Here is a 20,216-nt window from a genome sequence, read left to right as displayed (position 1 = left end):
CGACCGGCGCGGGGGTTTGGGCCCCCGCCCCGGCGGGCGCGTGCCCGGTCCTTCCCTCGTGGGAACGAAGGGGTTCCGAGCGATGACCGGGACGCCGGAGGAGTTCAGGGATCCTCCGGCGACCGGTCGAGCATCACCGCCCGCGGGAAACGGGTGCCCGGCTTGCGGCCGGGACGATGGTGACGCCGATCCTCCTCATGGTGTCGGGATCGCGACCTCGACCACGAGAAGGAGTACTGGGAGGCGGCACCGCTCGGATGACGCCAGTTCAAGCATGCGCGGGAGCAGGGCGGGCAACGGGCAGAGGGGGCCAAGTTGGTCCGCCCCGGTGGTCCCCCTCGCAGATCAGAGTGAGCAGGCTCGGTCAGCGCGTGAGCAGAATGGTCGACCCGGACGCGGTGACGAGCGCCGCCACCCCGCTGACGGCGACGATCAGGACCGCGCGACGTCTCCGTCGATGCGCCTCTCTCAGCGACCGTTCCGCTCGCGCCTCCCGCCGGGGCGGCACGAAGGTCGATCGGTGGACCGTGGGTCCGTGGACCTGATGCGTCGTCGCCATGTCCTGCTCCATCTTCCGAGGCGGATCTCGTCGTCCGCCGAGTCGAGAACCGACCGGGACGGAGCGTGGCGCCCCGTCCCGGTCGGTGTGGTGTCAACTCACGCCGTGCTCGTCGCGCGTCCCCACGGACTCGAGGAGCAGTCGGCGCTGCCGGCTGGTCTCGATCGCGAGCACTCCGCCGAGGAGGAGCAGGATCATGAGCGCCATCGCACCCGTCCCGAGCTCACCACCCGTGACCGCCAGGGGCGGCGGGGCTGTCACCGGGTTGGAGGTGCAGAGCGGGTTGTCCGCGATGCAGCTCTCCTCCGGGTCGCTCCCGCTCAGTCCCAGGAAGTTGTCGAGCATGTGGTTGCCCTGCCGGTCGTACGCCATGACGGTGACGCTGTACGTCACGATCGCGGTCGTCCCGGCGGCGAGTGAGCCGCCCACGGTCAACGTGTCGCCCGACAGCTCCAGTTCCACGGACTCGACGTCGCTCGACGGCCCGCTCGTGAGGGTCGCGTCGTCGAACACATCACCGAGGTGGTCGGTGTAGTCGACGGTCGCGGTCCCCGTGCCCGTGTTGGTGAAGGTCAGGCTGTAGCGGAGCACCTGGCCCTGCGTCACCGCCGTCCCCGTCCGCGGGTCGCCCGACTTGGTCGCCGCGATCTCGCCGATGGGGTGGACCGTGCAGTCCGGGTCGCTCGCGGCCGTAGCGCGGGCCGTCGACATGTCGACGGTGCAGTCGGCCGGCGGCGTCTCGCCCGGGAGGACGAGCCAGTTGCCGAGGACATGATCGCCCTGTCCGGAGAACGGACGGACCGTCACCGAGTAGGTCACCGTCGCGGACTCGCCCGGCTCGAGCGATCCCGTGATGAGGATGCGTCCGTCCGTGAGGTCCGACACCGTGAGCGCGTCGCTCGATGAGCTGGGCGCCGCCGTGAGGTCGGCGTCGTCGAGCACGTCGGTCAGGACGTCCTCCTTGGCCACCTCACCGGTCGCGGTCCCGTCGTTCCGGAAGGTCAGCGTGTAGGTGACCTCCTGGCCGGCGGCGATCGGCGTACCCGAGATGGGGTCGGCGGACTTCGAGTCGACGATCCGGGGAACGTAGTTCTCCGTGCACTCGCCCTCCTCGCATTCGGGATCCGTACCCGGCGGCTCCTCCATCAGGAAGTTCCGGAGGGTGTCGTCGCCGCGCTCGGCGTTCGGCAGCACCGTGACCGTGTAGGTCACCGTGACCGTCTGTCCGGGGTCGAGCGTTCCGCCGAGGACGAGTTCCGTCCCGTCGAGCACCGCCGTCACGCCCGGGTCCGACACTGTCGGTCCGTCCGTCCACGCCGCGTCGTCGAGCACTCCCTCGAGGTAGTCGGTGCGCTGGACCGCACCGACGGCCTCGCCGGAGTTCGTCAGGGTCAGCGTGTAGGTGAGGACGTCACCCGGGAGGACCGTCGACCCGCTGGCCGGATCGACCGACTTCGACGAGTCCACGTTCGGCAGCGGCGTGACCGTGCAGTTCGGGTCGCCCTCCACACACTCCGTCACGGTCTCACCGGTGTTCACGAGGAAGTTGTCCGCGATGTTGTCGCCACGCTCCGACTCGTCGTTCACGGTCACGACGTAGGTGACGGTGATCGTCTGACCGGCCGCGATCGTTCCGGTGATGGAGATCGTGCTCCCGTCGCGCGTCGCGGTGAGGGCGGCGTCCGAGGAGACGGGCTCCGCGGTCACCGTCGCGTCGTCGAGGACACCCGAGAGGTCGTCGATCTTGTCCACCTCCACGTCGGCTTCCGACTGGTTGTCGAACGTCAGCGTGTAGGCGAGCAGCGTTCCGGCCACGATGGGGTCACTCGAGGCGGAGACCGCCTTCGAGGTATCCAGTCGCCCGATCGGCGTCGTGGTGCAGTCCGGTTCCTCGGCATCCGTCGGCTGGCAGACCGGGTCGGTCGGCGGCGTCGGCGGGACCTCGGGGTCGTCGTTCGGCACGAGGAAGTTGGCCGCCGTGTCGTCGCCGCGCTCGTCGTCGGCCTTCACCGTGACGGTGTAGACCACGGTGGCGGATTCGCCGGCTCCGAGGGAGCCCGTGATCGTGATGGTCTCGCCGTCCCTGGTCACCGTGAGGGTGTCCGAGACGGGTTCGGCCGTCACATCGGCGTCGTCGAGCACGTGGGTGAGGAAGTCGATGCGGTTCACGTCGACCGTGCCCTCTCCGCGGTTCTCGACGTGCAGCGTGTAGGTCAGTTCCGTGCCGGCGGCGACGGGCGTCTCAGACGCTTCGACGCTCTTCCAGTCGTGGAGCTCACCGACGTAGGTGACGGTGCAAAGGGGGTCGCCCTCCTCGCATTCGTCTTCCGGCACCGTTCCCTCGGGCACGAGCACGTTGCCCATGATGTCGTCGCCGCGCTGCCCGTCGGGCAACACCGTGACCTCGTAGACGACCGTGACGGTCGTTCCCGCGGGAACGGAGCCGACCACGGTGATGATGTCACCGTCGAGGGTCGCGGATCCCGTGGGCGAGGACGACGTCGGCTGACTCGTCACCGTGCCGTCGTCGAGGACGCCGGACAGGTCGTCCGTGAACTCGATGGAACCGTCCACCTCGCTCGTGTTCTCGAACGTGAGCGTGTAGGTCACGACGTCACCGGCCGTCACGGTCGAGCCGTCGGTCGGGGATACCGACTTCGAGGGGACGATCGTCGGCAGCGGCGTCTCGGTGCAGCGTTCCTGCGTGCACTCCTCATCACCGTCGGTGGGGAGGAGCGTGTTCGCCGCGAGGTTGTCACCGCGGTTCGACTCCGGGTTCACCGACACCGTGTAGACGACCGTGACCGTCTCGCCCGGGGCCAGCGTTCCCACGATCGTGAAGGCGCCGTCCGTGATCGCGGATACCACGAGGGAGTCCGCGCTCGAGGTGGGTCCGTCCACCAGGGTCGCGTCGTCGAACACACCCGTGAGCGTGTCCGTCTCGTCGACCTCGGCGTCCGCCTCGCTCGCGTTCGTGAACGTGAGCGTGTAGGCGAGGACCGTCCCCACGCCGACGGGCGTCTCGTCCGGCGTGACCGTCTTCACGGCCGTGTAGCTGCCGATCGAGGTCGTCGTGCAGTCCGGCTCCTGTGCGTCCGTGGGTTCACACGTCGGGTCGGTGGGCGGCGGCGGAATCTCCTCGCCCGGCTCGAACGGGATCAGGAAGTTGGCCGCCGTGTCATCGCCGCGTTCGCCGTCGGCCTTGACCGTGACCGTGTAGACGACGGTCGACGACTCGCCCGGCTCGAGGGAGCCCGTGATCGTGATGGTCTCACCGTCTCGCGTCACCGTGAGGGTGTCGGACGACGGTTCAGCCGTGACGTCGGCATCGTCGAGGACGTGGGTCAGGAAGTCGATGCGGTTCACATCCACGTGTCCCTCCCCGCGGTTCTCGAAATGCAGCGTGTATGTCAGCTCGGTACCGGCAGCGACCGGCGTCTCCGACGCCTCGACGGTCTTCCAGTCGTGCAGCTCGCCGATCGGGTTCTCGGTGCAGAGCGTCGATCCCTCGACGCACTCCGTCGGTGGGATCTCCTCGCGAGGCACCAGGAAGTTCCCGAGGTGATTGTCCCCGCGCTCGCCGTCGGCGCCCACCGTGACCTCATAGGTCACCGTGACCGTCGCTCCGGCCGCGAGGGACCCGGCGACGGTGATCGTCTCGCCGTCGACCACCGCGGAGACCGCGGCGTCCGATGACGCCGGTGCGCCCGTGATCGTCGCGTCGTCGATGATGTCGGCGAGGTAGTCGGTGTAGTCGACTGCCCCCGTGGCGTTCCCGTCGTTCGTGAACGTGAGCGTGTAGGTGAGGACGTCACCGGCGCGGACGCTCGAACCCGAGGCAGGGTCGACCGACTTCGCCGCATCGACGTTCGGCAGCGGCGTGCTCGTGCAGTTTGGGTCGCCCTCCACGCACTCCTCCGGAGGCGTCTCGCCGTCCTTCACGAGGAAGTTCGTGGCCACGTCGTCACCGCGATCGGCTTCCTCCTTCACCGTCACCACGTAGGTGACGGTGACCGTCTGGCCGGGTGCGAGCTCACCGGTGATCGACAGAGAACCATCGATGATCGGGGAGACCGTGAGGACCGGGTCGGAGGACTCCGGGATGCTCGTCACGTCGGCGTCGTCGAGCACGCTCGACAGATCGTCGTCGTGATCCACCGTCACGGCGGCTGCCGACTGGTTGTCGAAGGTCAGCGTGTAGGTCAGGGTCGTGCCGGGCACGATCGGGTCGGACGATGCCTCCACCGACTTACCCGTCGTCAGCTGACCGATCGGGGTCGTCGTGCAGTCCGGCTCTTCCGTGTCGGTCGGCTGGCAGACCGGGTCGGTCGGAGGCGGCGGGATCTCCTCACCCGGTTCGACCGGGATCAGGAAGTTCGCGGCGATCGAGTCGCCCCGCTCTCCATCGGCCTTGACCGTGACGGTGTAGACGACCGTCGCGGACTCACCCGCCCCGAGGGAGCCCGTGATCGAGATGGTCTCACCGTCCCGGGCCACCGTGAGGGTGTCCGACGTCGGCTCGGCCGTCACATCGGCGTCGTCGAGCACGTGGGTGAGGAAGTCGGCGCGGTTCACGTCGATGCTCCCCGCCCCGCGGTTCTCGACGTGCAGCGTGTACGTCAGCTCCGTGCCGGCGGCGACGGGCGTCTCCGACGCCTCGACCGTCTTCCAGTCGTGGAGCTCACCGATCAGGGTCGTCGTGCACAACGGGTCGCCGTCCTCACACTCCTCGGTGGGGGTGGGGGGCGTCCCGTCGGTCACGAAGTTGGTCGCCCGGTTGTCTCCGCGCTCCCCATCGGGCTTCACTGTCACCTGGTAGGTGACCGTCACCGTCGCACCGGCCTCGATCGTGCCCGAGACCGCGATGGTCTCGCCGTCCACGATCACGGACACACCGGGATCGGAGGACACCGGCTGACCCGTCAGAGCGGCGTCGTCCAGGACATCGGCGAGGAAATCGGTGTAAGAGACGTCACCGGCGGCCTGGCCGACGTTCTCGAACGAGAGCGTGTAGGTGAGTACCTCGCCGGCCTTCACCGGGGTCCCCGGTGCCGGATCAACCGACTTCGAGGGCTCGATGCTCGGCAACGGGGTCTCGGTGCAGCGCGGATCACCCGGCTCGCACTCGTACTCCTCGCCGGGGGGCGGGGTACCCGGTACCAGGAAGTTGTCTGCGGAGTTGTCACCCCGAGCGGACTCCTCGTTCACCGTGACGACATACGTGACCGTGACCGTCTGACCGGCCGCGAGCGTACCCGTGATCCGCGTCACTCCGTCCATGACCGGTGACACCGTGAGTGCCGGATCCGACGACACCGGAGGTGTCGTCATCTCGGCATCGTCCAGCACGCGCGTCAGGTCGTCGGTCTCCACGATCGACACAGCGGCCGCCGACTGGTTGTCGAACGTCAGCGTGTAGGTCAGCTGGGTCCCGGGGCCGATCGGATCGGTCGATGCCTCGACCGACTTGGCGGCGGTGTACGAGCCGATGGGCGTCGTGGTGCAGTCGGGCTCCTCAGCATCGGTCGGCTGACAGACGGGTTCGGGCGTCGGCGTTCCAGGCAGCAGGAGGAAGTTCACCGCCGCGTCATCACCGCGAGCGCCATCCGCCTTGACGGTCACCGTGTAGGTCACCGTCGCCGACTCGCCGGGCTCGAGCGAGCCCGCGATCGAGATGGTCTCACCGTCCCGGGTCACCGTGAGGGTGTCCGAGGCCGGTTCGGCCGTCACGTCGGCGTCGTCGAGCACGTGGGTCAGGTCGTCGATGCGATTCACGTCTACGTCACCCTCCCCGCGGTTCTCGAAGTGCAGCGTGTACGTGAGTTCCGTGCCGGCGGCGACGGGCGTCTCGGACGCCTCGACGCTCTTCCAGTCGTGGAGCTCGCCGACCAGGTTGACCGTGCACAACGGGTCCCCCTCGACGCACTCGGGGTTCGGCGGCGGAGGAGTCCCATCCGTCAGGAAGTTACCCAATCGGTTGTCGCCTCGTGCGCCGTCCGCGTTCACCGTCACGCGATAGGTGACCGTGACCGTCGCACCCGCATCGATCGTGCCGGACACCGCGAGCTCATCACCCGTCAGCACCGCCTCGACGGACGGATCGGACGACGCCGGCTGGCCCGTGACCGTGGCGTCATCGAGGACGTCCGTCAGGAAGTCGACGTAGTCCACCGTCCCCGCAGCACGCCCGTCGTTCACGAAGGTCAGCGTGTACTCGAGCTCGTCACCCGCTGAGACGCTCGAACCCGACGCCGGGTTCACGGACTTCGACGGCTCGATGTCGGGCAACGGCGTCACGGTGCACTGGTCGCTGCCGGGCTCGCACACCTCGGGCGTCTCCTCACCCGGGGCGACCAGGAAGTTCGCGGCTGAGTTGTCCCCGCGCTCGGCCTGCGGCTTCACCGACACCACGTAGGTGATCGTCGCCGTCTCGCCGACGCCGATGGTTCCCCCGAGGGTGATGATCCCACCCACGACCGGCGATGCGGTCACGGTCGAGGACCCTGCGACGATCGGAGCGCTCGTCACGTCGGCGTCGTCGAGCACTCCCGTGAGGTCGTCGGTCTTCGAGACGTCCATGACGGTCTGACCCGTGTTGGCGACGGTGAGGGTGTAGGTCAGCTCCGTACCGTCGGTGATCGGCGTGGCTGCGGTCTCGACCGACTTGCTGTATTCGACGCTCCCGACCGGGTTGGTCGTGCAGTCGGGCTCCTGCTCGTTCGTCGGTTCGCAGGTCGGATCCGTCGGAACGATGCCGTCGGGATCGATGAGGTAGTTGGCGACGATGTCATCGCCACGCTCGCCATCGGCCTTGATCGTCACGGTGTAGGTGACCGTGTGGGTCTCCCCCGCCGGTACGGAACCGCTGATCGCGATCCGGTCCCCCGTCCGGGTGACCGTGAGGCCGTCGGGCGAGGAGACGTCGACCGTCACGTCCGCGTCGTCGGTCACGTGGGTCAGGTCATCGACGGCGTCGACGGCCGCAGCGGTCTCCCCGTCGTTCTCGAAGAAGAGGGTGTAGGCGACCGTCGATCCGGCCACGAGCGGGTCGCTCGACGGACTCGCCGATTTCCACTGGGAGAGACCGGAACCGGGGATCTCCACCGAATCGCACGGCAGGTCGGGAGAGGAGACGTCGCCCGCTGGCACGCAGGCGGTGTTGGTGAGGACGTGGTCGCCCTCGCCGGTGTAGGTCACCGTGTAGGTGATGGTGGCGGACGCACCCGCCGCGAGCGAGCCGGACCACGTCAGGGTCGGATCGGCGAACGTCGCCGTTCCGCTCGATGCGGCGATGCTCGACTCGTCGAGGGTGGCGTCGTCGAGGACGTCGGAGAGGTCGTCCTCCGCGGTCGCGGGAAGAGCGGTCGTGTATGCCACATCGGACGGGTTCGTGATCGTGACCGTGTAGGTGACCTGGTCACCGCTGGCGGGAAGCTCGGTGCGGTCGGCCGCCTTGTCGATCACGAGTCTCGGCAGGTCGAATTCCTCAACCGAACAGGGGAGGCCGGTGTCGGGATCCGTCCCATCGACCGGCGGATCGCATTCGGGAGTCGGCGTGATGAGGTCGTCCGATCCGAATGCGACGTTGCGGACCTCGCCGTCGCCGCTGCCGTCGATGGTGACCGTGTAATCGATCGTGACCGACTCGCCCTTCGCGAGCGCTCCGCTCCAGGTCAGCCGTGGGTCGTCGAAGACGGGGTCGGTCCCCCGCGTCGATGTAGCGTTGCCGTCGTAGGTGCCGTCGTCGAGGACACCCGAGAGGTCGTCGATGACGATGGCGGGATCCGCGACCGTGAAGTCGTCGTCGCCGATGTTCGTCGCGGTGACCGAGTAGGTGACGGTGTCACCCGGACGGACGTCCGTCGTGGCGTCGCTCGACTTCGTTATCTCGAGTTCCGGCGTTCCATAGAACTCGAGGTCGGCGCAGGCCGGCGGGTTGAGGCCGACGAGATCGGGGAAGTTGGACGCGCAGTTCTCGAATCTGTTCGGGATGCCGCCTGTGACGGGGACCGTGGATGTCACGTCGACGGAGAACGTGCACGACACCTGGCCCGCGAGGAGATCGCCGGAGAGGTCGATGGTGTCGCTGCCGGCGCTCGTGGCGACCGCGCCGTTGGCACACGTCGTCGACGTGTTCGCCGGGTCCGCGACGACGAGTCCGGACTCGAGGACGTCCGTGCCGCTCCAACCGGGCTTGGCGGCGAGTTCCGATGTGTTCGTCACCGTGAAGGTCAGAGTCGACACGCCTCCGAGGGGGACCGACCGGGGGGAGAAGGACTTGTCGAGCTGCGGGGTCACGTCGAGGACCTGGATGTTGTCGTACGCGCCGTCGTTGCCGTTACCGAAGCCGTTCTCGTTCCGCATCACGATTCCGAGCGAGCTGCCCTGGAGGAGCACGGAGGAGTCCGCGGCGAACGTGCCCGCGCTCACCGCCACGGTCGTTCCGTCTCGCCTGAGGCCGTTGAAAACGCTCGTCCGGGGATCGGTACACGGATCGATCGCGCTGTCCGAGACGGGGATCTCCTGCCCCGCGTCGTTCACGAGGTAGAAACGCAGCTCGGGATGTGTCGAGAAGCAGTTCATGGCACCGGCGTCCACAGAGAAGGTGATGAACCGGTTCGCCGTGGGCAGGGTGAGAGCGCTGTCGGTCCGGAACTGGACCTCGTTATCGGTTCCCGATCCCGCGGTGTACGAGCTGGCCGCCGCATTGGCCGACGGGTTCGCCGCGCCGCGCAGCTGGCCCAGGGCGTAAGGAACGGCGGTCAGGTGGTTGTAGTTCGCAGCCCCGCCGGCGTTCGTCCCCGTCCCTGCAGGACCGTTGCAGTCTCCCGCGACCCGAGGGCTCAGGCGGTTGATGATGAACCCGTTGCAGTTCGCACGGGTCGTCCAGAAGGTACTCCCCGAGTAGGACATCCCTGTGTCGGAGGTGTAGTCCACGAGCCGGGTGTTCGAGTTCGCGGCGCGGTTCTCGAAGTCCTCGGTGTAGAGCACGATCGGGTCGCCGGGTACCCCGGGGGTACCGGGAGCGGCGACGGCCGGGCTCGTCTGGGCGAGAACGGTGAAGCTCGTCAGGATCGCTGCGAGCAGGAGGAGCACGAGACCGAGCGCGGTCGCGCGGCCCCGTTCACCTCCGAGCATCGCCCCGGCGAGTGGGGTCGACGCCCCTGTGCGCTGCCGGTGGTCTGTGCGCCCGCGTCGGGCTCCCGCCCACGCGGACACTCGTCCGCGTGTCGATCCGTGTGTCGGCTTCCCCGTGATGCCCATGGTGGTCCTCTCGATCCCCGTGCAGCTCCACCTCCGTCCGGGCGCACAGGCGGCGCTCGGGAGGCGATTCAGGGTCAACCATCGCGAGGGGCTGGGAATCGTCTTCAGCTTCCCTGGGTTAATGGTCCAAAGCGTGGTCCCCCCTGTTCTCGGGGACACGACGGACGCGGCGGATGAGAATCCCCGAAGAGGCCCGAAGACGTGCGAAACAGGGCTGGATCACGGGTGATAATCCACGTCTACCCGAGTGAACCTCAGCTTCAGCGGCCGTCCCCCGCTGGAGGGACAATCCGATGCGCGCCCGTCATCGCTGCCCGCTCACCGACACCGACAACGACATCGACATCGACAAGACGATGCCTACTCGAGCCGCTGCTCGAGCGCGTCGATCCACTGGAAGAACGCCGCGCCTCGCGCCGTGGTGGTGTCGTACCGCCCGGAGAGCTCGCGGAAATGGGCCCCACGCGCCCGCACCTGACGTATGACGCCGACGAGCGCGGGTACACCCCTCGGCAGACTCTCGATGTCCGTGACCGTCAGCACATCGCCGGCGTCGAGAGACGTCAGACACTCCGTGAGGGCGGGGAATCCCTCGCGACCGGCGCCGAGCTTGTCGACGAACAGGTCGTCGATTCCCGCCGCTTCGAGGGCGGCGATCTGCTTCTCGAGGGCGTCCCCCCGTCCCACTGCGCGCGCGTATCCCATGATCGCCATCGGGCCTCCTCGGGTAGTCGTCCTGTGGCGATCCCGAGTCTAAAGAGGGACGGACGGCGTCCGGGCGATCGAAGCCAGGGACTGTGGATGACTGTGGACAGTGCGGATGCCCGCCCGGCGGGGCCGCATACGATGGCGCAATGAATGCCGCCCGGGTCCCCGAATTCCACATCGCAGCGGGGGCCGTGCGTGCCGAACTCGCTCGCCGCAGCATCCCGCGACGCGACGCCGTCCTCGCACTCCAGGAGGCCGGCCTCTCACTCGGGCGCACGGCGGCGTACGAACGCATCGCCGGCCTCGTCCCGTTCACGTGGACCGAGCTCGAGGTGCTGTCGACCTCCTTCGAGATCCCCCTCGACGTACTCGCGGGTACCCGTGCGCCGGACGTCGCCGCGGTCCGCGTCTGAATCGCACGCGGGAGGCGTGACGCATCCCACGCGCGTCATGTCCGCCGGCATCGTGACGTCCACCCGTGGCTCCTCGACGACGAAGGGCCCCGCCGTATGGCGGGGCCCTTCGCGTGGATCAGGTACGGCTACGTGCGGATCAGAACACGTTGACGTCGAGCGGGATGCCCGGTCCGAAGGTCGTCGAGACGGCGCCCTTCTGGATGTAGCGTCCCTTGGAGCTCGACGGCTTGAGACGGACGACCTCGTCCAGAGCGGCGGCGAGGTTCTCCTCGAGCTGCTCCTTCGTGAACTGAGCCTTGCCCACGACGAAGTGCACGTTGGCGTGCTTGTCGACGCGGAACTCGATCTTTCCGCCCTTGATCTCGGTGACGGCCTTCGCGACGTCCGGGGTCACGGTGCCGGTCTTCGGGTTGGGCATGAGGCCACGCGGGCCCAGGACCTTTCCGAGACGGCCGACCTTGCCCATGAGCTCCGGCGTCGAGACGGCGGAGTCGAACGACGTGTAGCCGCCCGCGACCTTCTCGATGAGCTCGTCGCCGCCGACCTCGTCGGCGCCCGCGGCGATCGCGGCGTCAGCGGCCGGTCCCGTCGCGAACACGATGACGCGCGCCGTCTTGCCCGTGCCGTGCGGCAGGATGACGGTGCCACGGACCATCTGGTCCGCCTTGCGGGGGTCGACGCCGAGCTTGAGGGCGACCTCGACGGTGCTGTTGAACTTGGCCGAACCGGTCTGCTGAGCGAGCTCGACAGCCTCGGAGGTGGAGTAGAACTTGCCCTCTTCGAGCTTGTCGGCCGCGGCCCGGTAGGCCTTTGACTTCTGTGCCATTTTTTTCTCCTGTGAGAATGTGGTCATCTGCGCCTGGCCGGCGCTGCCACGAATTCGGTGCTCGAACCAGCGGAACGAGCGATGGGTGCTGGTGAGCGTCAGGCCTCGACGGTGATGCCCATGGAACGGGCGGTACCGGCGATGATCTTCGCCGCGGCGTCGATGTCGTTCGCGTTGAGGTCGGGCTGCTTGGCCTCGGCGATCTCGCGGACCTGAGCCTGCGTGAGCTTCGCGACCTTGACGGTGTGCGGGGTCGAGGAGCCCTTGGCGACTCCAGCGGCCTTCTTGATGAGTTCGGCGGCCGGCGGGGTCTTGAGGATGAACGTGAACGAGCGGTCCTCGTACACGGTGATCTCGACCGGGATGACGTTTCCGCGCTGGGCTTCCGTCGCAGCGTTGTACGCCTTGCAGAACTCCATGATGTTCACGCCGTGCTGACCGAGAGCCGGTCCGATAGGCGGAGCGGGGTTGGCGGCGCCGGCCTTGATCTGAAGCTTAATCAGACCTGTGACCTTCTTCTTCGGTGCCATGTCTCTTCCTTCTTTATGAGTTCGAACGCCATCGGATGATGGACGCTCTCCCGCACGCCTCGAGGGCGGCGGTGGCTATGGGGATAAGCGCTGCGGGGTTAGAGCTTCGAGACCTGGTCGAAGCTGAGCTCGACGGGGGTCTCGCGCTCGAACAGGGAGACGAGGACGGTGAGCTTGCCGCTCTCCGGCTTGATCTCGCTGATCGACCCGGGAAGCCCGGCGAACGAGCCTTCCTTGATGGTGATCGTCTCGCCGATCTCGAAGTCGACCTCGGCGGGGATGGAGCGCGACGTCGTGGACGAGCCCTTCTGGCCGCCGCCCTTCGTCGGTGCCGGCTCCGCGATCTCGACGAGGCTCTTCAACATGTTGAAGGACTCCTCGAAGCGCAGCGGGGTGGGGTTGTGCGCGTTGCCGACGAAGCCCGTGACACCCGGGGTGTGGCGGACGACCGACCAGGAGTCCTCGTTGAGGTCCATGCGGACGAGCACGTAGCCGGGGATCCGGACGCGCGTGACCATCTTGCGCTGACCGTTCTTGATCTCGACGACGTCCTCCACGGGGACCTCGACCTGGTAGATGTACTCCTCGACCTCGAGCGAACCCTTGCGCTGCTCGATGTTGGCCTTCACTCGACGCTCGAATCCGGCGTAGGAGTGAATGACGTACCACTTGCCCGGGAGCGTGCGGAGCTCGGCACGGAACGCGTCGTACGGGTCGACCTCGACCAGCTCGGCGTCCTCGGCGGCAGGCGCCTCGGCGTCGGATGCCTCGGTGTCGTCCGGACGCTCGACGTCGACGCCGCCCTCGGTCTCCGCCTCGATGATGTCGTCGACGGCTGCGGTCACGTCGGCGACCTCGGTGTCGACGGCGGGCGTCTCGTCGTCGTCGGAACCGGCGGGCGGCTCGCCCGTGTAGGGAGAGTCGTCGAACTCGGAGGACTCGGCCGCCTCATCGGCTTCCTCGACCTCTTCCTCGTCCTCGATCGCCTCGGCGGCGGCTTCGACCTCGGCGGTCTCATCGATCTCGAGAGCGTCCTCGACGATCGCGTCTGCCTCGGGGTCGGGCACCTCGGCGATAGCGTCGATGTCGTTCAGGTCGGCGGCCGACTCGTCGTCATCGTCATCGTCGGACTCGATGTGGATCGCCTCGTGCTCCGCCGCGTCGACGGAGTGAACGGCCTCCGAGAGGGTTCCACCCTCCTGTGCTTCTTCGACCTCGCTCGACTGCTCGGCGGCAGCCGAGAGGTCGATGTCGTCGCGGTTTCTGTCAGGCACGTGGATTCTCTTCCTTCGATTTCGTTTCGGACGGTGTGCGATGCGCACGCGTCATCCGAGCAGTCTTGCGTGGTCGTCGTGAATGTCGGTCACGAGGAGGGCGGGTGAGATCTCGCCCGCCGGTCGAGCGGCGCTAACCGCCGGCCGGGGTTCCGAAGACGAAGATCACGATGAAGCTGAACAGCTGGTCGAGGCCGTAGACGATCGCCATCATGATCACCACGAAGACGAGGACGACACCCGTGTAGCTGAACAGTTCTTTGCGAGTAGGCGTGACGACCTTCTTGAGTTCGCCCACCACCTGCTTGAGGAACACGATGAGCCCGGCGAGGGGTCCACGTCGCGCCGCGCGGTCCTTCTTCGCGTTCGCGACGACTTCCTCGCTCGGCTCGTCGATAACTTTTCGGGCCACCTCGTTACACCTTTCCCGTGTCGACACCATCGGGCCGACGCGCAGGGCGGACAGGACTTGAACCTGCAACCTGCGGTTTTGGAGACCGCTGCTCTACCAATTGAGCCACCGCCCTTCGATCCCGATCGCTCGAGATCCGCTCCGGGAGGACCGGAGCATCAGCGACGAAATCCACGACACTCCTCCGTGATCGAACCGCATACGAGACCCGGATCGACCCACCCACAAAAATGGGCGCAGAAAAGCTTGGTGGATTTCACCACCTGCACCAGTGTAGACGACGCCCGGCACCCGGTAAAGCCGGACGCCCACCGCTCGGTCTCGTCGCCCCTCGATCGGGGTGGCGACGCGCGGGAGGTCAGTGCGTCGAGACCGCGACGATGACGCTCGCGACGAGCGTCCAGAGCGGCACGGCGAGGATGAGTCCGTGCACGACACCGGCGATCGGGGACGACTCCGAGGCGCGTTCGACGAGATCGTGACGATCATCGCGACCGATGGCGACCATGGAAACTCCCTCCGACGACGAACCTACTGCGTCCAGCTTGCGCGTGCCGCGCCACGAATGACAGGTGGAGGTCCCCGAAAAGGCCGGTGTTCACACGACGTTCCCCCTCCGGTCGCCGGTCAGGGGGCGAGACGGATCAGAGCCAGAGGGTGAATCGGATCAGAGCCAGAGGGTGAATCGGATCAGAGGGAGAGGAGTGCGGCGACGCCGAAACCGGCGCCGACCCAAATCGGGACGACGATGGCGAGGCCGAAGAGGATGCCGCGGATGGGGGCCGAGTCGCGGCGGGCCGCGGCCAGCTCGTGTCCGTCGAGGGCCGTGGGCTCGCCGAGCGGTCGACTGCCGACGTCGTAGGTCGTCATTTCCTGGCCCCCCAGGTCGTGTCGCGTGACCTCCGTGTGCGTCGGAGGTACCCCGAGTGCGTCGGAGCGTGTGATCAGTCTCACGGTGAAGTTCCGCGGCGTCGATACCCGTTTCCGGGCGGGCCCCATTCGGGGGTCACCGCAGCCTCTCCTCGATCCTCTGCCACGAGCGCAGTCCGATCGCGCAACCGGGAGGTCGCCGCAGGGGCAGGAGGGCTACGGTGGACGGGTGACCTCGCGACTCTCCACCAAGATCTCAGCCATCGCCGAATCCGCGACCCTCAAGGTCGATTCGAAGGCGAAATCCCTCCAGGCGGACGGGCGACCCGTCATCAGCTACGCCGCCGGCGAACCCGACTTCCCGACGCCCGAGCACATCGTCGAGGCGGCGCTCGTCGCCGTCCGCGATCCGAAGACGCACCGCTACACCCCGGCGGCCGGCCTGCCCGCCCTCCGTGAGGCGATCGCGGCGAAGACCCTGCGGGACTCCGGCCTCGCCATCGAGCCGTCGCAGGTGATCGTGACCAACGGCGGGAAGCAGTCGGTCTACGAGTCCTTCCAGGTGCTGCTCGACCCGGGCGACGAGGTCATCGTGCCCTCGCCGTACTGGACCACGTACCCTGAGGCGATCGCCCTCGCCGACGGCGTCACCGTCCCGGTATTCGCCGACACCGACGCCGGCTACCTCGTCACCGTCGAGCAGCTCGAGGCCGCGCGCACCGACCGCACGAAGGTGCTCCTCTTCGTCTCGCCGTCGAACCCCACGGGCGCCGTCTACTCGCCCGAGCAGACCCGTGCCATCGGGGAATGGGCTCTCGAGCACGGCATCTGGATCATCAGCGATGAGATCTACCAGAACCTGACCTACGGCGAGCGCGCGGTGTCGATCCTCGAGGCCGTCCCCGAGCTCGCGAAGCAGACCCTGCTCGTCAACGGCGTCGCGAAGACCTATGCGATGACGGGATGGCGCGTGGGCTGGACCGTCGGCCCGGCCGACGCCGTCAAGGCGCTCGCGAACCTGCAGTCGCACCTGTCCGGCAACGTCAACAACATCGCCCAGCGTGCCGCCATCGCCGCCCTCACCGGGCCACAGGACGCCGCCGAGGAGATGCGGAAGGCCTTCGACCGTCGCCGGCACCTCATCCTCGAGGAGTTCTCGAAGATCGAGGGCTTCCGCACGCCCACTCCCGACGGCGCCTTCTACGTCTACCCGGACGTCTCGGCTCTGCTCGGGCGGGAGTGGGGTGGTCGCAGGATCGACACCTCGCTCGAACTCGCGGACTACATCCTCGATGCGGCCGAGGTCGCGGCGGTACCCGGGGAGGCGTTCGGTCCGTCGGGCTACCTGCGCTTCAGCTACGCCCTCGGCGACGACCAGCTCGTGGAGGGCGCACGCCGCCTCGCGCGACTCTTCGGCTGACGCGAGCACCGCTCACGCCTGATCACCACGCGAAAGTGCGGACTTTCGTCGCTCGTCCAGTCGGACGAGCGACGAAAGTCCGCACTTTCGCGTATGGGTGATCAGGTGGTGGCGATGCTCACCCTGTCGACGGCGGCCTCGAAGAGCGACGGGTCCTGCGTCGTCTCGCACGAGAGCGCGAACGACAGGTACGTACCCGACTCCACGAACACCCGTGTCCCGATGAGGAAGTACGCCTCCGTGCCGTCGTCGGCGACGAAATCGACCTGGCTGGTCATGAACTCGATCTCCGTGCCGTCCTCGGCGAGGACCGTGACGGTCCCCCCGGTCTCGACGATGTCCGCCTCGGTGTAGTCGTCCGCGATCGCCTCGGCATCGCGTTCCACGGCCTCGAGGGTCACGGTCTCGTCTCCACCCTCCTCGTCGGTGTCGCCGGCGTCCAGCGAGTCGACGATCGTGTCGAAGGAGCACGGGAGGGCGCTCGCTTCCCAGACGTCCTGTCCGTCGTCGTCCGTGACGGTCTGTACCCAACCGCCCGGCAGGTCCACGATGAAGTCCGGATCAACGTCGAATACGCCGTACTCGTCGAGCGCGACGACGCCATCGTCCGCTGCACCGGTCGGGGTGGGCGTCGGGGTCTCCGACGCACTCGGGGTCTCTGACGCACTCGGGGACTCCGATTCTCCGCCCCCTCCCTCGCCGGTCGACGTCACCGGGGCCATGGAGGCCGAGACGACGAGCGCGATCACGACGATGATCGCGACGAGTGCCAGGGCACCGACACCGATGAGAGCCCATCCCCAGCCGGGGAGTCCCTTCTTCCTCGGCGGCTGCGGGGGTTGCCCACCGTACCCTCCGCCGTATCCGCCGCCCTGGTCGCCAGGGGGAGGCTGCATCGGAGGGGTGCCATAACCGGGCTGCTGACTCCCCGGGTAGCCGACGCTCTGGCCAGAGGCACTCGGGGGCTGCGGCGTCGAGTACGGCGGCTGCGGCGTCGAGTACGGGGGCTGAGGCGTCGAGTACGGGGGCTGAGGCGTCGAGTACGGGGGCTGAGGAGTCGAGCCGCCCATGTTCTGCTGCCCGTGGGGCGCGTTCGGCTGCACGTACGGGTTCGGGATCACGTTCGGGGCCGGTCGGCCGTACTGCTGCGTCTGACCGGGCTGACCGGGCTGCTGCGTCTGGTCGTACTGCCGCGTCTGACCGGACTGACCGTACTGCTGCGCCTGACCGGACTGACCGTACTGCTGCGTTCGGTCGTCCTGCGGACCGGGCTGCTGCGTCCGGTCGTCCTGCGGACCGACCTGCCCCTGCACGGGGTACTGCCCCGGACCGAAGCCGGACGACTGCGAGGCCTCGTCGGCGGACGCGGTGGAGTCGGCGGACGCGGCGGACGCGGCGGACGCGGCGGAGGCGTCGTCGGGAGCTGCCTCCGTCGATCGACGGAGCTCCGGGTCCGGGAGCGACGCGGGAGGTGCCTCCGGCCGGTCGGGAACGTAGACGTCGGCCTCAGCGCCGGCGGGTGGGGTCGGAACCTCGGGGGCGGCCGGCCTCTCGGGGATCCACGGGGCCTCCGGAGCGTCCGGAGCGTCCGGGTCGGTCGAGCCCGAAACGTGCTCCGGCGTCGTCACGGCCTGCTCGGATTCGACGGAGTCCGGACGGAGCCGCGGCTCGACCTGCTCGGGTTCGCGTGCCGGGGGCGGCGGCGGGATGCGCGGAGCGCTCGGCTCCTGAGGAGGCTGGTTCCCCGGCGCCCGAGGCGGCTGCGGTGGCCAGGGCGGGGGCTGCGACATCGTGTGATCCTCCTCGGTCGTGACGAGGACGAGCCTATCCGAGCGGATTCCGTTCGGACGGCGGTCGAATGCCCCCCGTCCGCGTCAGATCTCGAGGTCGACGACCACCGGTTCCGGCCGGAGCATCACACCGAACTCGGCGTGGACACGAGCGCTGACGAACCGCGCCAGAGCGGCGATGTCCTCACCCGTCGCGTTGCCGCGGTTCGTGAGGGCGAGCGTGTGCTTCGTCGAGATGCCGGCCCGGGATCCCGGCAACGCGAACCCCTTGTGCACACCGGCGTTCTCGATGAGCCAGGCCGCGCTGAGTTTCACGAGACGCTCCTCCTCCACGCGCGGCCGAGGGGGGAGGTCGAACCCCTTCGAGCCGTCGAGAGGCAGCACCGTTGCGGGTTCCTCGACGTCGCCGACGGGCCACCGCGGCGCGTCGGCCGGCAGCGTCGTGGCCAATCGTTCGGGGACGATGGGATTGGTGAAGAACGAGCCGGCGCTCCACGTGTCGGGGTCATCCGCGTCGAGCACCATGCCCTTCGAGGAACGGAGCGCGAGCACGGCGTCGCGCACGGAGCGCAGCGGCACCCGCTCGCCGAGCTGCACGCCGAGCGCCCCCGCGAGCTGCGGGTAGGCGATGGGACCACCGAGGCCGTCGACGGATCGGGTGAGGTCGAGATCGACGGACACGACGACGCCCTCGCGCTCGGCCGGGGCACCGCCGTGGCGCTTCAGCACCGATGTGCGGTAGCCGAGTCCGAGCCCGGAGGCGGGGACGTGGACGAGTTCCCCGGTCTCGCGATCGAGCAGCTCGACGGAGGCGAGCACGTCGCCCACCTCGGCGCCGTACGCGCCGATGTTCTGGATGGGCGAGGCACCGGTCGAACCGGGGATGCCGGAGAGGGCCTCGATCCCGCCGAGCCCTGCGTCCACGGCGGCGGCGACGACCTCGTCCCAGGACTCCCCGGCCTGGACGCGGAGGCGTACCGTCCCCGCGGGCAGTCCATCCGCCGGAACGATGTCGATCCCCCGGGTGCGCACCGCGATCGCGATGCCCGGGAATCCATCGGAACCGACGAGCAAGTTCGAGCCCCCGCCCACGACCATCCACTCGTCGAACCGGCGCCAGCCGTCGACGACGGCGTCGAGCAGCTCCTCACGGGTCGATGCCGCGACGAACTCCGCGGGCTCGCCGCCGACGCGGAACGTGGTGAGCGTGGAGAAGGGGACGGGTGCGGTCATCCGATGTAGACGCGGACCTGTGCCTTGCCGAGCACGGTCGTGCCGCCAGCCGTGACCGTGAGGTCGAGTCGGACGGCCAATTCCTCGGGGAGGAGCGCGCCGACCTTGGCCGAGACCGAGACGGTCACGCCGTCCTGCGGATCCACGACGACGGGACGCGTGAAGCGCACCTGGTAGTCGGTGACCCGACCGGGGTCTCCGACGACGTCGACGACGGGCTGCACCGCGAGTCCCATCGTGAGCATCCCGTGCGCGAGCACGCCGGGGAGGCCGACGCTCGCGGCGACGTCGTCGCGGTAGTGGATCGGGTTGAAGTCGCCCGACGCCCCGGCATAGCGGACGAGGGTGTCACGGGTGAGCGCGTACTCGCGCTCGACGACCACGTCGCCCGTCTGGAGGGTCTCGATGTCGAGGCCGGCCTGCTGCTGCGTCATTCGTCTCCCCTGACGACGAGGGTGGAGATGGCGGTCACGACGTGAGCGCCGTCCGGGTCCGTCACGGTCGTCTCGGCCGTGACCATCGAGTGGGCGCCGAGCGACTTGACGCTCGCGACGCGCAGCGTGGCTGTCAGCTCGTCGCCGGCGACGATCGGGCGGCCGAAGGTGAAGCGCTGGTCGCCGTGCACGACACGGGTGAAGTCGATGCCGGTGTCCGGCTCGGCGAGCAGCTGGGCGAGCGTCGCCTCCTGGATGACGACGGCGAACGTTGGCGGAGCGACGACGTCGGCGTACCCGGCGGCGCGAGCGGCCTCCGGGTCCGAGTGGAGGGGCGAGGTCGCGAGGACGGCGCGAGCGAACTCGCGCACCTTCTCACGACCGACGAGGTAAGGGGCGACGGGCGGGAACTCCCTGCCCTGGATCGCGGGGTTCACAGACACACCCTCAGACTACAGCCACCCCCGCCACGGCCAGAGG

General features: G+C 68.4%; 15 protein-coding genes and 1 tRNA gene. 2 read left to right on the top strand and 14 right to left on the bottom strand.

Annotated elements, in window-relative coordinates:
* Positions 1 to 364 precede the first annotated feature (364 nt).
* From ELQ94_RS02495 to ELQ94_RS02485, 3 genes are all read right to left on the bottom strand, one after another.
* Positions 365 to 559, bottom strand: coding sequence for a hypothetical protein (locus ELQ94_RS02495; protein WP_127046808.1), 195 nt, complete (start codon positions 557 to 559; stop codon positions 365 to 367).
* 93 nt (positions 560 to 652) lie between these two features.
* Positions 653 to 9,823 (bottom strand): DUF7927 domain-containing protein, encoded by a 9,171-nt coding sequence (locus ELQ94_RS02490; RefSeq protein ID WP_127046807.1) that lies wholly within the window; start codon positions 9,821 to 9,823, stop codon positions 653 to 655.
* 360 nt (positions 9,824 to 10,183) lie between these two features.
* Positions 10,184 to 10,537, bottom strand: coding sequence for a recombinase family protein (locus ELQ94_RS02485; RefSeq protein WP_127046804.1), 354 nt, complete (start codon positions 10,535 to 10,537; stop codon positions 10,184 to 10,186).
* Positions 10,538 to 10,677: 140 nt separating this feature from the next.
* Between ELQ94_RS02485 and ELQ94_RS02480 the strand changes: the two genes are divergently transcribed.
* Positions 10,678 to 10,944 carry a hypothetical protein gene (locus ELQ94_RS02480; RefSeq protein ID WP_127046802.1) on the top strand — a complete coding sequence of 89 codons (267 nt, stop codon included), beginning with the start codon at positions 10,678 to 10,680 and terminating at the stop codon, positions 10,942 to 10,944.
* A 139-nt stretch (positions 10,945 to 11,083) separates the two neighbouring features.
* Here the strand turns inward: ELQ94_RS02480 and rplA are convergent, their stop codons facing one another.
* The 7 genes from rplA to ELQ94_RS02450 form a co-directional block, all read right to left on the bottom strand.
* Positions 11,084 to 11,773: a 50S ribosomal protein L1 gene (rplA, locus tag ELQ94_RS02475; RefSeq protein ID WP_127046801.1), complete on the bottom strand. Its 690-nt coding sequence runs from the start codon at positions 11,771 to 11,773 to the stop codon at positions 11,084 to 11,086.
* A 98-nt stretch (positions 11,774 to 11,871) separates the two neighbouring features.
* The gene (gene rplK, locus ELQ94_RS02470) at positions 11,872 to 12,303 is read right to left on the bottom strand and encodes a 50S ribosomal protein L11 (RefSeq protein WP_106562172.1); all 432 of its coding nucleotides are present in this window, start codon (positions 12,301 to 12,303) and stop codon (positions 11,872 to 11,874) included.
* Between the two features lie 98 nt (positions 12,304 to 12,401).
* Positions 12,402 to 13,577 carry a transcription termination/antitermination protein NusG gene (gene nusG, locus ELQ94_RS02465; RefSeq protein WP_127046799.1) on the bottom strand — a complete coding sequence of 392 codons (1,176 nt, stop codon included), beginning with the start codon at positions 13,575 to 13,577 and terminating at the stop codon, positions 12,402 to 12,404.
* Positions 13,578 to 13,710: 133 nt separating this feature from the next.
* The gene (gene secE, locus ELQ94_RS02460; protein ID WP_127046797.1) at positions 13,711 to 13,989 is read right to left on the bottom strand and encodes a preprotein translocase subunit SecE; all 279 of its coding nucleotides are present in this window, start codon (positions 13,987 to 13,989) and stop codon (positions 13,711 to 13,713) included.
* 42 nt (positions 13,990 to 14,031) lie between these two features.
* Positions 14,032 to 14,104, bottom strand: a tRNA-Trp gene (locus ELQ94_RS02455).
* Between the two features lie 243 nt (positions 14,105 to 14,347).
* A complete protein-coding gene (locus ELQ94_RS17215; RefSeq protein WP_166404631.1) occupies positions 14,348 to 14,497 on the bottom strand; it encodes a hypothetical protein in 150 nt (49 codons plus the stop codon).
* 182 nt (positions 14,498 to 14,679) lie between these two features.
* A complete protein-coding gene (locus ELQ94_RS02450; protein ID WP_127046795.1) occupies positions 14,680 to 14,859 on the bottom strand; it encodes a hypothetical protein in 180 nt (59 codons plus the stop codon).
* A 229-nt stretch (positions 14,860 to 15,088) separates the two neighbouring features.
* On the opposite strand from ELQ94_RS02450, the gene ELQ94_RS02445 reads away from it, so the two are divergent.
* Positions 15,089 to 16,279 carry a pyridoxal phosphate-dependent aminotransferase gene (locus tag ELQ94_RS02445; RefSeq protein ID WP_127046793.1) on the top strand — a complete coding sequence of 397 codons (1,191 nt, stop codon included), beginning with the start codon at positions 15,089 to 15,091 and terminating at the stop codon, positions 16,277 to 16,279.
* Positions 16,280 to 16,380: 101 nt separating this feature from the next.
* On the opposite strand, the gene ELQ94_RS02440 is transcribed toward ELQ94_RS02445, so the two are convergent.
* The 4 genes from ELQ94_RS02440 to ELQ94_RS02425 form a co-directional block, all read right to left on the bottom strand.
* Positions 16,381 to 18,069: a hypothetical protein gene (locus tag ELQ94_RS02440; RefSeq protein WP_127046791.1), complete on the bottom strand. Its 1,689-nt coding sequence runs from the start codon at positions 18,067 to 18,069 to the stop codon at positions 16,381 to 16,383.
* 84 nt (positions 18,070 to 18,153) lie between these two features.
* Positions 18,154 to 19,302 (bottom strand): UDP-N-acetylmuramate dehydrogenase, encoded by a 1,149-nt coding sequence (locus tag ELQ94_RS02435; protein ID WP_127046789.1) that lies wholly within the window; start codon positions 19,300 to 19,302, stop codon positions 18,154 to 18,156.
* Positions 19,299 to 19,736, bottom strand: a complete 438-nt coding sequence (locus ELQ94_RS02430; protein WP_127046787.1) for a MaoC family dehydratase — start codon at positions 19,734 to 19,736, stop codon at positions 19,299 to 19,301. The genes ELQ94_RS02435 and ELQ94_RS02430 overlap by 4 nt, the downstream gene beginning before the upstream one ends.
* Positions 19,733 to 20,179 (bottom strand): MaoC family dehydratase N-terminal domain-containing protein, encoded by a 447-nt coding sequence (locus ELQ94_RS02425; RefSeq protein WP_127046785.1) that lies wholly within the window; start codon positions 20,177 to 20,179, stop codon positions 19,733 to 19,735. Before ELQ94_RS02425 ends, ELQ94_RS02430 begins: the two co-directional genes overlap by 4 nt.
* Positions 20,180 to 20,216: the final 37 nt, after the last annotated feature.

Source organism: Labedella endophytica, from assembly GCF_003990045.1.
GTDB lineage: Bacteria > Actinomycetota > Actinomycetes > Actinomycetales > Microbacteriaceae > Labedella > Labedella endophytica.
Note: the sequence above shows the minus strand (reverse complement) of the source record. Positions and strands in the feature narration are given on the sequence as shown.